Annotated in this window: 10 protein-coding genes; 5 read left to right on the top strand and 5 right to left on the bottom strand. The window is 72.4% G+C overall.

The features are described 5' to 3' along the window. The first annotated feature begins 1,105 nt into the window (after positions 1–1,105). Both ACQPZX_RS09280 and ACQPZX_RS09275 read left to right on the top strand, forming a co-directional pair. Complete coding sequence (locus ACQPZX_RS09280; protein WP_433377180.1) at positions 1,106–4,084, top strand: WG repeat-containing protein; 2,979 nt, start codon at positions 1,106–1,108, stop codon at positions 4,082–4,084. A gap of 14 nt (positions 4,085–4,098) precedes the next feature. Beyond that, positions 4,099–5,097, top strand: a complete 999-nt coding sequence (locus ACQPZX_RS09275; protein WP_433377178.1) for an aldo/keto reductase family protein — start codon at positions 4,099–4,101, stop codon at positions 5,095–5,097. 3 nt (positions 5,098–5,100) lie between these two features. On the opposite strand, the gene ACQPZX_RS09270 is transcribed toward ACQPZX_RS09275, so the two are convergent. Together ACQPZX_RS09270 and ACQPZX_RS09265 are read right to left on the bottom strand one after the other, a co-directional pair. Continuing rightward, complete coding sequence (locus ACQPZX_RS09270) at positions 5,101–5,931, bottom strand: site-2 protease family protein (RefSeq protein ID WP_433377175.1); 831 nt, start codon at positions 5,929–5,931, stop codon at positions 5,101–5,103. Positions 5,932–5,943: 12 nt separating this feature from the next. Further along, complete coding sequence (locus ACQPZX_RS09265; RefSeq protein WP_433377172.1) at positions 5,944–6,141, bottom strand: hypothetical protein; 198 nt, start codon at positions 6,139–6,141, stop codon at positions 5,944–5,946. Between the two features lie 81 nt (positions 6,142–6,222). Here ACQPZX_RS09265 and ACQPZX_RS09260 point away from each other — a divergent pair, with 81 nt between their 5' ends. Together ACQPZX_RS09260 and ACQPZX_RS09255 are read left to right on the top strand one after the other, a co-directional pair. Continuing rightward, positions 6,223–8,151: a bifunctional adenosylcobinamide kinase/adenosylcobinamide-phosphate guanylyltransferase gene (locus tag ACQPZX_RS09260; protein WP_433377169.1), complete on the top strand. Its 1,929-nt coding sequence runs from the start codon at positions 6,223–6,225 to the stop codon at positions 8,149–8,151. Beyond that, positions 8,148–8,888 (top strand): adenosylcobinamide-GDP ribazoletransferase, encoded by a 741-nt coding sequence (locus ACQPZX_RS09255; protein ID WP_433377166.1) that lies wholly within the window; start codon positions 8,148–8,150, stop codon positions 8,886–8,888. The genes ACQPZX_RS09260 and ACQPZX_RS09255 overlap by 4 nt, the downstream gene beginning before the upstream one ends. On the opposite strand, the gene ACQPZX_RS09250 is transcribed toward ACQPZX_RS09255, so the two are convergent. Continuing rightward, a complete protein-coding gene (locus tag ACQPZX_RS09250) occupies positions 8,874–9,227 on the bottom strand; it encodes an MmcQ/YjbR family DNA-binding protein (RefSeq protein WP_433377163.1) in 354 nt (117 codons plus the stop codon). The genes ACQPZX_RS09255 and ACQPZX_RS09250 overlap by 15 nt on opposite strands. A 5-nt stretch (positions 9,228–9,232) precedes the next feature. Then, on the bottom strand, positions 9,233–10,333 hold the full coding sequence (gcvT, locus tag ACQPZX_RS09245) for a glycine cleavage system aminomethyltransferase GcvT (RefSeq protein WP_433377161.1): 1,101 nt from the start codon (positions 10,331–10,333) through the stop codon (positions 9,233–9,235). Positions 10,334–10,475: 142 nt separating this feature from the next. On the opposite strand from gcvT, the gene ACQPZX_RS09240 reads away from it, so the two are divergent. Continuing rightward, a complete protein-coding gene (locus tag ACQPZX_RS09240) occupies positions 10,476–12,011 on the top strand; it encodes a leucyl aminopeptidase (RefSeq protein ID WP_433377159.1) in 1,536 nt (511 codons plus the stop codon). Here the strand turns inward: ACQPZX_RS09240 and ACQPZX_RS09235 are convergent. Continuing rightward, the gene (locus tag ACQPZX_RS09235; RefSeq protein ID WP_433377156.1) at positions 12,008–12,325 is read right to left on the bottom strand and encodes a hypothetical protein; all 318 of its coding nucleotides are present in this window, start codon (positions 12,323–12,325) and stop codon (positions 12,008–12,010) included. The two genes, ACQPZX_RS09240 and ACQPZX_RS09235, sit on opposite strands and share 4 nt — an antisense overlap. Positions 12,326–12,482: the final 157 nt, after the last annotated feature.

Below are 12,482 nucleotides of genomic sequence, written 5' to 3'. Positions count from 1 at the left end.
CGGAGCACCGCAGGGCGGACGGCCACCGTCCCAGCCCGGCGCCGGACACCCGCAGTCGGGTGCGCCGCAGGGTGGCCGCCCACAGCCGGGCTCGCCGCAGCATCTGCAGGGCCCGCAGTACCCCCAGCCCGGACAGCCGCAGGGCCCCCGCCCACCGGCCGGGCGCGCGCCTGGCCACGGCGTCACGCCGATCTCCCCGGCGCACACCGGGGTCTACGGGGCCGCGCGCCCCTACTACGGCGAGACGCCCGATCGCGAGGCGCGCCCGCCCGCCGACGCACGCCCCGCCGAGATCCGACCCGGTGACGCGCGTCCCGCCGAGATGCGCCCTGGTGACGCACGCCCCACCGAGATGCGCCCCGACGCGCGCCCCACCGACGCGCGCCCCACCGAGATGCGCCCCGACGGGCGCCCCACCGACGCGCGCCCCACCGACGCGCGCCCGGCCGAGATGCGCCCGGCCTCCGGGCCCCGACCGGTGTCGCCCGCTTCGGGGCCGCATGTCTACGGCAGCGCACGGCCCGCGCCCGCCGACGCTTTCCCGGCCTATCCCGAAGCTCAGCGTGGCGGGCGACGCTCCGACGCGCCATTCGACCTGCGTCCGGCTCCCGAGGTCGGCACGCCGGCCCCGTCCCGCCCAGCGCCGCAGCCGACCCGGGTAACGCCGTCCCAGCCGGCCACCCCGCCGGCCCCGCTGTACCCATCGGTGCCCGGCCAGGCCCGCCCGGTCTCCGGCCCCGCGCAGCCCGGCCCCGAATACCCGCGCCCCGTCTCGGCGCCCGCCCAGCATGGGCCCGAATACCCGCGACCGGTCTCGGCACCCGCCCAGCACGGGCCCGAATACCCACGGCCCGTCTCGGCACCCGCCCAGCACGGGCCTGAATACCCGCGACCGGTCTCGGCACCTGCCCAGCACGGGCCCGAATACCCGCGACCGGTCTCGGCACCTGCCCAGCACGGGCCTGAGTACCCACGGCCCGTCTCGGCTCCTACGCACGCCGCGCCGCCCGAGCAGCCACGGCCCGTCTCCGCGTCCGCACATGCTGGGCCGCCTGAGCAGCCGCGACCCTTCTCAGCACCGGGACAGCCCGGGCCTTCGGAGCCCGTGTCGGGGTCGCCCGAGCTCACGCAGCCGATCTCCAAGGCGGCGGCGGGTGCCTACCTCGATGCGGAACACCCCTACGCGGCCGGGGCTCGGCACGCCACGCAGGACCAGACCCCGGCGGAGACCGAGGCGCCGGCGGGCGGCGAAGGGTTCGCGCTGCCGGACGGGCCGTTCGCGGGATCGGGCGTCGAGCCGGTCACGGCACCGCCCGTGTCGCCGGAGGCCAACTGGGCCGAGGCCGCCTGGGAGCGGACCGCCGTGCCCGAGCACCACGCCCAGCCCGAGCACCACGCCCAGCCCGAGCAGCCCGAGCAGCACGCCCGGCCCGAGCAGCAGGTTCAGCCGGGGCAGCAGGTTCAGCCCGAGCAGCAGGCTGGGCCCGAGCCGCATGGGGAAACCGAGCCGCAGGCTGTTGGCGGGGCGGAAGCGCATGGGCTTGGGTGGTTGTTGTCGCAGAGTGGGCTGGGGGCCACGTCGCCGGTGCCGATTGAGGCTCTGGCGGACGAAGAGGAACCCGAGCCGGAGCCCGAGCCGGAGCCCGTGGTCGTCGTGGAGGACCCGGCGCCGGTCAGTGGGGCCGGTGAAAAGCAGAACTGGTTCGTGCCGGTCACCGGGTCGCAGCCGATCATCACTCCGGGCGATGGCAGGCCGGCCTCGGAGACTGTCCAGGAAGAATCGGCGGTCGCTGAAGCGGAATTGGCGGCTGTCGAGGTCGTTGTCGATGAGTTCCCGGTCGTGGAGGACGAGCCGACTGCTGAGCGGGACGAGTTGGACAACGCCGCGCCGGTCAGTGCAGCGCCCGTGAGCGCGGCACCTGTCAGTGCGGCGCCTGTCAGTGCGGCGCCCATCAGCGCGGGGCCGTTGGATGCTGCCTCGTTTGGGGAGCGGCCGTTTGATGCCGCGCCTGCTAGTTCGGAGCCGGTCAGTGCCGCGCCGGTCAGTGCGGCGCCTGTGGAGCCGTTTGACATTCGGCCTACTAGTGCATCGCCGTTCAGCACGTCGCCGGTCAGTGCGGCGCCGGTCAGCGCTGCGCCGGCCGCGGAACCGATCAGCGCTGTCCCGGCCGCGGAACCGATCAGCGCCGTGCCGGCCACCGAGCCGACCAGCGCTGTGCCGGCCGCGGGGGCGGAACTCGTCGCTGAGGAAGCGGTTGAGGCTGAGCTTGTTGATGTCGAGCCGGTGGACGCTATGTGGGTTGAGGCTGAGCTTCCGCCTGGCGTTCGGGAGGATGCGGCGGAGGCGGTCGACGAAGCCGAGGCCGAGCTGGTCGATGAAGACGAAGCTGTTGTCGAGGCCGAGCTGGTTGACGAAACCGATGCGGTCGCCGACGCCGAACTGGTCGATGAGGCCGAGGCGGTTGCCGACGCCGAACTGGTTGACGAAAACGAAGCTGAGGTCGTCGACGAGAGCGAACCGATCGCTGACGCTGAGCTTGTCGACGAACCTGAGGCTGACGTCGACGCGGTGGGTGATGGCGTTGCGGTGAGCCTGGACTCCGATGACGGGGCGGGCGGTGAGGAAATTGCTGCGGCGGAGACTGCCGGCTCGGCTGAGCACTTGGGGCTGGGCGAATCCGCGCGGGACGCTGTGGCCGTACGGGAAAATGCGCAAAGCGTTGGGGACGCTCAGCGGAAGGTGATTCGCCAGCGTGCCGATGGCAATGCTGTTGGGCGGAATCGGCGGGCGGATCCGGAAGAGGTGCTCGCCGCCTATCCCTGGGGCTTTGACGCGGAGACGTTGCGGGAGCAGATCGACGACCCGGAGCAGATGTGGGTCGTGGTGGATCGGCTGACCGACAAGCTGGAGTATGCCGAGCGGGACGCTGTGCGAGCGCGTCTGCTGAGCCTGCGGGCTGTTGCGGAGCGGCTTGTGGGTGACCTGGACGCGGCGCTGGAGGACGCGCGGGCGGCGCTGACGCATGCCGAGGCGACCGGTGAGTTGCGGCGGACGGCGATCGTGCAGGCGCGGCTGGCGCACGTGTTGCAGTGGCGTGGGGAGTATGGCGAGGCCGACCGGCTGTATGCGGAGGCCGGGTCGCCGGAGTTGCCGTCGCGGCTGCGGGCCGAGATTCATGAGCTGGCGGGGCGGTCGGCGTTCGATCAGGGGCGCTATCTCGAGGCGATGAACCACTTCGAGACGGCGCTGGACCTGCGCAAGGGCGCCGACCCGGAGCTGGTGGAGCGGATCGAAGCGGCGCTCGACACGATCACGCGGAAGACGACCGCGGACGGCGGCTGGGGGCCCTACCCGCGCACCAGCGACGAGATCCTGGGGCGCACCGAGCCGCCGCGGCCGCTGCGTGACCAGCAGTCGGGGCTGTGGGGATACGTGGGGGCGGTACCGCCGCGGTACGCGCAGGCGCAGCCGTTCGCGGACGGGGTGGCCTGGGTGCGGCGGCCCGAGTCGCCGGCCTGGGAGCTGATCGACCTCGGCGGCGAGACGGTGATCGACGCGTCGTCGGGTTACCTCGCGGCCGAGCGGTTCGCCGAAGGGCTGGCTTGGGTGTCGCGCGACGAGGCCGGCGGCTGGTACGCGATCGACCGGCAGAACCGGCTGATCGTGCCGGGCGGCTTCGACGACGCGAAGGCGTTCCACCACGGGCTGGCGCTGGTCAAGCGGGGTGGCTGGGGTGTGATCGACCGGCACGGGCGGATGATCGTGCCGCCGCGGTTCCGGGGGTTCGTGACGCCGCTGGTGTCGGGCGGGCCGATCGAGGGCTTCACCGACGAAGGGCTGGCCGTGGTGGACGCCGGCGACGACCACTTCGGCGTGGTCGACCGGGCCGGGCAGCTGATCGTGGCGCCGGAGCACGCGGAAGTGGTGATCCACCCGGTGGCGTTCCTGGTCGCGGACCGGTTCGGGCTGTGGGGCGCGCTCAGCCGCAAGGGCGAGCCGCTGGTCGAGCTGAAGTATCAGGAGCAGTCGGGCGTGATCGAGGAGCTTGATCGACTGCTGACGGATGGCCGCCCGGTTCTGTAAGTAGAGTCAGTCTCATGGAGTTCCGTCACCTCGGCCGTTCCGGCCTGCTCATCAGTGAGATCGCCTACGGCAACTGGATCACCCACGGCTCCCAGGTCGAGGAGGAGGCCGCGCTCGCCTGTGTGCGCGCCGCCCTCGACGAGGGCATCACCACCTTCGACACCGCCGACGCGTACGCGGGCGGGCGCGCCGAGGAGGTGCTGGGCCGGGCGCTCAAGGGCGAGCGCCGACAGGGCCTGGAGATCTTCACGAAGGTCTTCTGGCCGACCGGGCCGGGCCCGAACGACCGCAGCCTGTCCCGCAAGCACATCATGGAGTCGATCGACGCGTCGCTGGGCCGGCTGCAGACCGACTACGTGGACCTCTACCAGGCCCACCGCTACGACTACTCGACGCCGCTAGAGGAGACCATGCAGGCGTTCGCCGACGTGGTCCGGCAGGGCAAGGCGCTCTACATCGGCGTGTCGGAGTGGACCGCCAGCGAGATCCGGGCCGGTTGGGAGATGGCGCAGGATCTGAAGATCCCGTTCGTGTCGAACCAGCCGCAGTATTCCGCGCTCTGGCGGGTCATCGAGGCCGAGGTCGTTCCGACCTCGATCGAGCTGGGCGTCGGCCAGGTGGTCTTCTCACCCATCGCGCAGGGCGTTCTGACCGGCAAGTACGCGGCGGGCCAGCAGCCGCCGGCCGGGTCGCGCGCCACCGACGAGAAGAGCGGGGCGAACTTCATCTCGCGGCTGCTCACCGACGAGGTCCTGACGGCGGTGGCCGGCCTGAAGCCGCTGGCCGACCAGGCGGGGCTGTCGATGGCGCAACTCGCGGTGGCATGGGTCCTGCAGAATTCCAACGTCTCGGCCGCCATCATCGGGGCGTCGCGGCCCGAGCAGGTCCGGGACAACGTCAAGGCTTCCGGCGTACGCCTCGACGCGGACCTGATGAAGGCGATCGACTCAGTGCTCGACCCGGTCGCCGAGCGGGACCCCGCGAAGACGCAGTCCCCCGCCCGACGCCCCTGACGATCAGTTACCGCTCCAGAACCTCATCAGCTCCAGGCCGACCTGGATCATGGCCTCCGAGAGGTTCAGTTTCTCGGCGATCCAGAAGACGGCGTCATAGAACCAGCCGCCCAGTCTGGTCTGCCAAAGAGCAAGGAAAAGCAAGATGAAGCCGTACGGCGCGAACAAGGACCACGCGCGCTGGTAAGCGGGACTCATCCACGGCGCGATGATGCTGCCGCCGTCGAGACCCGGGATCGGCAGGAAGTTGAGCACGCTCGCCGTGATCTGCAGGAAGCCCAGCGCGGCGAGCGCGCTCCAGAACTCGAGGTGGCTGGTCGGCCCGGCCAGGGCGAACTGGCCCGAGGAGAGCTGGACCAGCTTGGGGCCCAGCCCGACCCAGAACGGGAAGGCCAGCACCAGCGCGAGGATCACGTTGGTGAGCGGGCCGGCCGCGCTGATCAGCGAGTCCTTGACCTTGCTGCGGATGTACGTGTGGTCGATCCAGACCGCGCCGCCGGGCAGGCCGATGCCGCCGAGGATAACCACGACGACGGGCAGCACGATCGAGAGCAGCGGGCTGGTGTATTTGAGCGGGTTGAGTCGCAGGTAGCCCCGATCGGCCACGGACTTGTCGCCGCTGAAGAAGCCGGCCAGGGCGTGGGCGTACTCGTGCAGGCAGAGCGACACCAGCCAGCCGGTGACGATGAACAGGAAGACATCGACCCGGACGTTGCCGAACTTGGCCCACGTCATCCAGCCGCTGACCACGAAGACAGCGACGATCCCGACGAAGACCGGGCTCGGGATGAACGCGTTACGGGGGGTCCGCGTATACACGGGCTCGTAAGTCACTTGTCAGTCCGCTCAGTCCGCCGGCAGCAGGCTCATCCGGTAGTCGACCCGGTCGTCCTCGACCAGAACGACCTGGGCCACGCCGGAGTCGGCCAGCTCCCGCCACTCCTGGCCGATCCACGACTCGGCGTCGGCCTGGCTGCTGAACGTCTCGGCCGGGCCGGAAACCGGCTGTCCGTCGACGTTCTCGTACCGCCAACTCCACGGCATCCGCCGTTCCCCCTCACCTCTGGGCTCGTGCGCTCCACCCTACGGCGTCCGCCTGTGCGGCCCGGCTTTAAGGTACGGGGCATGTCCGATGATCGGTGGAACACCGTCCTGGTGCTCGGCGGGATCCGTTCCGGCAAGTCCGCGTTCGCCGAGGCGCTGGTCTCGGGCGCGCCGTCGGTGCGGTACGTGGCCACGGCCGTGGGCGGCGAGGACGACCCGGAGTGGCTGGCCCGGATCGAGGCCCATCAGCGGCGGCGGCCGCAGTCATGGTCGACCGAGGAGACGGGCGCCGACCCGGCTCGGCTGGCGGCCCTGCTCACGGAGGCGAAACCGGACGACACGCTGCTCGTCGACGACCTCGGCGGGTGGGTGGCGGCGGTGCTCGACCCGGCCCGGCAGCCCAACGACGACGAGGCCGACGTGGCGGCCCTGGCGGCGGCGGTGCGCGGGACGGCGGCGCGGGTGGTGCTGGTGAGCCCGGAGGTCGGGCTGGCGCTGGTGCCGACCACGCCGTTGGGGCGGGCCTTCGCGGACGCGCTGGGGGCGACCAACCAGGCGCTGGCCGAGGCGTGCGACCGCGTGGCGCTGGTCGTCGCTGGGCAGCATGTGTGGCTTAAAGACGAAAAATCGGATTTGTCGGTTGCGGCGAGCGCGGCAAGCGGCACGGGGCTGGGCGCGGCAAGCGGCGCGGGCGCGGCGGGCGGCGCCGGCCTGGACACGGCAGGCGGCGCGGCGGCGACCGGCGGACTTGGTGAGGCGGCGGGTGCGGCCGCGCTTGTCGACGAGGCCGCGTTGGTCGAGCCTCAGCTTGTGGCACCCGCCCCGGCCGACGAGCCGGTCGCTGTGGCCGCGACGGTGCTCAACGAGCCGACCCAGCAGCTTCCGGTGATCGGTGGCGGGGTTGCCATCGAGCCCGGCATGGACCTCCCGATGCCCGACAGCGACGCCGGCCCCGACGCCCGCGACCGGCTGGCCGGGGTCGACTTCGCCGGCAGGGGGCTCGGTGACCTGGTGGAAGCGGTGGAGTTCGCCGCCGCCACGCAGGGGACCACGATCCCGCGGCCGTGGGAGTCGGTGCGTGTTCTGCTGATCTCGGGCGTCCACGACGGCGGCGCCGCGGCCGGTGAGGACCCCGCCGACGCCGAGCGCCGCGTCGCGCAGGTCGAGCACGGTGAGGGCGTGCTCAGCCGCCTCGCCGGGCAGGCCGGCGCCGATGTCGCCGTGCTGCGGGTGGCCCGCGCCGGCGCGATGGAGGATGGGCCCGTTACCGACGAGGCCGCTGTCGAGGTGGCTCTGCGGCAGGGCTGGCGTCTCGCCGAGGCCGCCGCCGACGCCGGACGCGACCTTCTCGTGCTCGCCTCGATCGGCGTGGGCACCGACGCTGTCGCCGCCACGCTTTCCTCCGCCATCACCGGCGCCGAGGCCGTGGAGGTCCTGCCCCGGGTGCTGCTGCCGGGCGGGCGCTACGACGACGAGGCCTGGATGGTCCGCTGCGCGGCCGTGCGGGACGCGCTGCGCCGCATCCGGCAGGAGCCGCGCGGCGCCAAGGACATGCTGCGGCAGATCGGCGGCGCCGACTTCGCGGTGGCGGTGGGCGCGCTGCTGGGCGCGGCATCGCAGCGGCTGCCGGTGCTGCTGGACGGCCCGCTCGGCATCGCGGCCGGCCTGGTGGCGCGCGACCTGGGCAGCCAGGCCCGGCACTGGTGCCTGCTGCCGGACGCGGGCAAGCTCACGCTGGTCGTCAAGGGCGCCGACGTGCTCGGTCTCAACCCGGTGCTCGACCTGGGCCTCGGCCTGGGAGAGGGCGCGAACGCGCTGGCCGCCCTGCCCCTGCTGCGCACCGCCGTGGGCCTCGCCGCCGCCGCGCCCGTGCACCCCGCTCTGCTCGTTGAGCCCGGCGATGGCGGCGCCTCGGACCTGATCGTCCCGAACGACGACGAAGAGGTGGACTTCGCCGAGCCTGAAACCGGCGGTCCCGGCCCCGCGACAACCGGGTCAAGCGAGGAGTGACCGCCGGGGCCGGTCTGCGGCTGGCCATAACGACGCTGACGGTCCTGCCCATCAAGGGCGGCCGGGTTGATCGGGCGGCCGCGGCCTGGGCGATGAGTCTCACGCCCGCGGTGGGTGCGGCCTTGGGCGGTGTCCTGGCCGCCCTGCTCTGGGCACTACGGCAACTTGGCGCGCCGTCTCTGGTGGCGGCGGCGGTCACGGTCGCCGCCGCGGCGCTGCTGACGCGCGGCATGCATCTGGACGGGCTGGCGGACACGACCGACGCGCTCGGTTCCTATCGGCGGGGCGATCAAGCCCTGGAAATCATGAAAAAGTCAGACATTGGGCCGTTCGGGGTGGCGGCTATCGGGCTCGCGCTGCTGATCCAGACCGCGTCGCTGGCCACGATCACCGGCGGGGCGGTCGTCGTGGCCTGGGCCACCGGCCGGCTGGCGATCACCGTGGCCTGCCGCAAGGGTGTGCCCGCGGCCCGCCCGGAAGGCCTGGGCGCGCTGGTCGCCGAGACGGTCCCGCTCCCGGCCGCAGTGCTGATCGCGGCCGTCGTGGTGACTTCCGCGGCCGCCGCGACCCCGGGCCGCCCGTGGCAGGGCCCGCTCGCCGTCGTCGCCTCACTCGCCGTCGTGCTTGCGCTTCTGCATCATTCCGTACGCCGTTTCGGCGGCATCACCGGCGACGTCCTCGGCGCGTCCGTGGAGGTCGCGACCACGGTGGCCCTGGTCGGCCTATCCCTGCGCTGAGTCGTACGCCTTGACCACGCGTTTCGGGGCGGTCCGCCGCCACGCCTCGGTCACCACCTGCCGCAGCTCGCGAGCGTCGGCCTTGGTGAGGTCCACCCGCACCCAGCCGTACCGCCCGGTGTAGGCCGCCACCTCGTACACGTCGGGGGCCCCGGCGATCAGCTCGGCCTGCTCCTCGAGGCTCGCCTTCACCGACGCGTGCGACGACTCGGGGCTGCCGGCGGCGAACATCTTGTCGCCGTAGCGCAGGGTGGGATGCCCCCAGCCCTCGACGAAGACCTCCTGGGTGCCGGGCAGCGCCAGCGCCCATTCCCGCAGCTGCTCGTAGGTGATGCCCACCGGGCTCACCGCACCGACGGCTGCACGAACGGCGGCTTGACCACGCGGGCCTCGGTCTTGCGCCCCCGGATGTCGATCTCGACCAGGTCGCCGTCGTTCACCCCGGCCGCGGTGTCGATCAGGGCCAGCGCGATCCCGACCTTCTTCGTCGGCGAGAACGTGCCGCTCGTGGTCTCGCCGATCACGTGCTCACCCCCGTACACGTGCATATGACCGCGGGGGATCCCGCGGCCCGTCAGCTCCAGTCCGCGCAGAAGGCGACGCGGACCCTGGGATTTCTCCGCGACCAGCGCGTCGCGGCCCCAGAACGCCGGCTTGGACCAGCCCACCGCCCAGCCCGACCGGGCCTGCACCGGCGTGATCTCCAGCGACAAGTCCTGGCCGTGCAGCGGGTAGCCCATCTCGGTGCGCAGCGTGTCGCGGGCGCCGAGACCGCAGGGCTGCACCCCGGCGCCGACGATCGCGTCCCACACCGCGGCCGCGTCGTCCCACGGCACCACCAGCTCGTAACCGTGCTCGCCGGTGTAGCCGGTGCGGCAGACGATCAGCTCGGCGCCGCTGAGGCTCGCCGTCGCGAAGGACATGTAGTCGTGGTCGGTCGGCAGCCCCAGCTTGCCGAGGATGTCGGCCGAGGCCGGGCCCTGCACCGCGAGCACGGCGAACTTCCGGTGCTCGTTCTCGACCGTGACCCCCTCGGGCGCCGCGGCCTGGAGGCGGCGCACCACCTCGGCGGTGTTCGCCGCGTTCGGGATCAGGAACACGTGGTCGTCGGCGAACAGGTACGCGATCAGGTCGTCGACCACTCCCCCGTTCTCGTCGCAGCAGAGCGTGTACTGCGCCTTGCCCGGCTCGATGCGGCCCAGGTCGTTGGTGAGGCAGGAGTTCACGAACGCCGCCGCGCCCGCGCCCCGCACCCGCGCCTTGCCCAGGTGGGAGACGTCGAAGATGCCGGCCGCCTCGCGCACCGCCGCGTGCTCGCGGAGCACCCCGCCACCGGCGTACTCCAGCGGCATCTCCCAGCCGCCGAAGGCGGCCAGCTTCGCGCCGAGCGCGACGTGACGCTCATGCAGCGGGGAATGAAAAAGCTCAACAGCGTCGGCAGACATGAGAGTGAACTTACCCGTGACCTTGGTTGTGGTTATTGTCGCGGGGACGACCCTTCCCCCTCGCGATCGCGACGGGGCACCACCCAACGCGCCTGGCGTGCCCAAGAGGCCGCCGGCCCGGAAACGTCCGCGGAGAGCCCGAGTGAGCCAGCCCAGCCTCAGCCTGGTCGACACCGACCCGGCCGAATTGGCCGTCGATGCCATCGTCATCGGCCTGCACAGCCAGCCCGACGACGGCGGCGCCCTGTTGCCCGCGGCCGGCGCCGAGAGCATCGCCGCCGCGTTCGACGGCAAGCTGACCTCGACGCTGGCGCTGCTCGGCGCGAGCGGCGCCCCCGGCGAGGTGGTCAAGCTGGCCACGCTGGGCACCATCGCGGCGCCGCTGGTGGTCGCGGTCGGGCTGGGCGACGAGCCGTCCGGATCGGCCCCCGAGCTCGAGAAGCTGCGGCGCGGCACCGGCGCGGCGGTGCGCGCGCTGGCCGGCAGCGCGACGGTGGCGCTGGCCCTGCCGGTGCCGGACGACGAGGACGCGCCCGGCGTGCTGCGGGCCATCCTCGAGGGCGCGCTGCTGGGCGGCTACCGCTTCGCCGGTTACAAGACCAAGCCGCAGCCGAACCGCCGGGAGCCGGTGTCGGCGCTGCAGGTGCACGTGCCGGACGCGGCCGACGCTGCGGCCCTGGCCGAGGTGACCCGGGCCGGGGCGGTCGGCCGCGCGGTGCGGCTGACCCGCGACTGGGTCAACATGGCGCCGAACGAGCTGCGCCCGCCGCAGTTCGCCGACGCCGTGGTGGCCGCGGCGCAGGGCACCGGCCTCGCGGTCGAGGTGCTCGACTTCGACGAGCTCAAGGCCGGCGGGTACGGCGGCATCGTGGCGGTCGGGCAGGGCTCCGAGGCGCCGCCGCGGCTGGTGAAGCTCAGCTACGTGCCCGAGGGCGTCGAGTCGCCGAAGCAGGTCGCGCTGGTCGGCAAGGGCATCACCTTCGACACCGGCGGCATCAGCATCAAGCCGACGGCCGGCATGTGGGAGATGAAGTCGGACATGGCCGGCGCGGCGGCGGTCGGCGCGGCGATGCTGGCGATCGCGGCGCTGAAGCCGGGGGTGGCGGTCAGCGGCTACCTGGCGATGGCCGAGAACATGCCGTCCGGCTCGGCGTACCGGCCCGGCGACGTGATCACGATGTTCAACGGCAAGCGGGTCGAGGTCTTCAACACCGACGCCGAGGGCCGCATGGTGCTCGGCGACGCGATCGCCCGGGCCTGCGCCGACGGCGCCGAGTACGTGCTCGAGGCGTCCACGCTGACCGGCGGCCAGGTGATCGCGCTCGGCAAGCGGATCGCCGGCCTGATGGGCTCCGAGGCCGCGACCGAGCTGGTGCGCAAGGCCGGCGACAAGGTCGGCGAGCCGGCCTGGCCGATGCCGCTGCCGGAGGAGGTCCGCAAGGGCATGGAGTCGGACATCGCCGACATCTGCCAGACCAACAATGCCCTCGACCGGGCCGGCCACATGCTGCAGGGCGGCGTGTTCCTGCGCGAGTTCGTGGCCGACGGGGTCGAGTGGGCGCACATCGACATCGCCGGGCCGGGCTACAACGCGGGCGAGGCCGCCGGTTACTGGACCAAGGGCGGCACCGGAGTCCCGGTCCGCACCCTGCTCCAGGCCGTCGACGACCTGAGCTAACTCAGCTTTTTCTGCCGGGCGTTGTAGTCGCGCATCCGCTGGGGGTAACCCATCAGCCGTACGTCGTAGATCGGGAGCGACAGCTGATGGGCCCAGCGGCGGGCGATCTCGGGCGACTCGATGCGGCGGCGGGTCCACTCGCCGTCGTGTGCCACGAGCAACACCGTGGTCTCGGTCACGGTCGTACGCGGCTCGATGAATGCCTCGACCCCCCGGCGGGAGCGGACGAACTCCGCAAGATACTCAAGATCGGCACGATCGACCGGCCGTCCCGATGGGCGCCGCGACTCCGTCCGCCGCCGAAACCAGGCCACTGCCCGCTCCTTACGCTCAATTGCTCGCAAGGGTACGACGGAGACGCGCGCCGGTGGGCACCTGGCTGCATCGATCGGTTCCACAAGTGACAAGATGGCCTGGACATACTGTGACCGTTTCCATTGTGTGACCCACATGGCGACGATGCGACCACTG

Origin of the sequence: Actinoplanes sp. CA-142083 (assembly GCF_050942195.1) — a bacterium.
GTDB lineage: Bacteria > Actinomycetota > Actinomycetes > Mycobacteriales > Micromonosporaceae > Actinoplanes.
The sequence above is the reverse complement of the archived record's forward strand: the minus strand, read 5'-3'. Positions and strand labels throughout refer to the sequence as shown.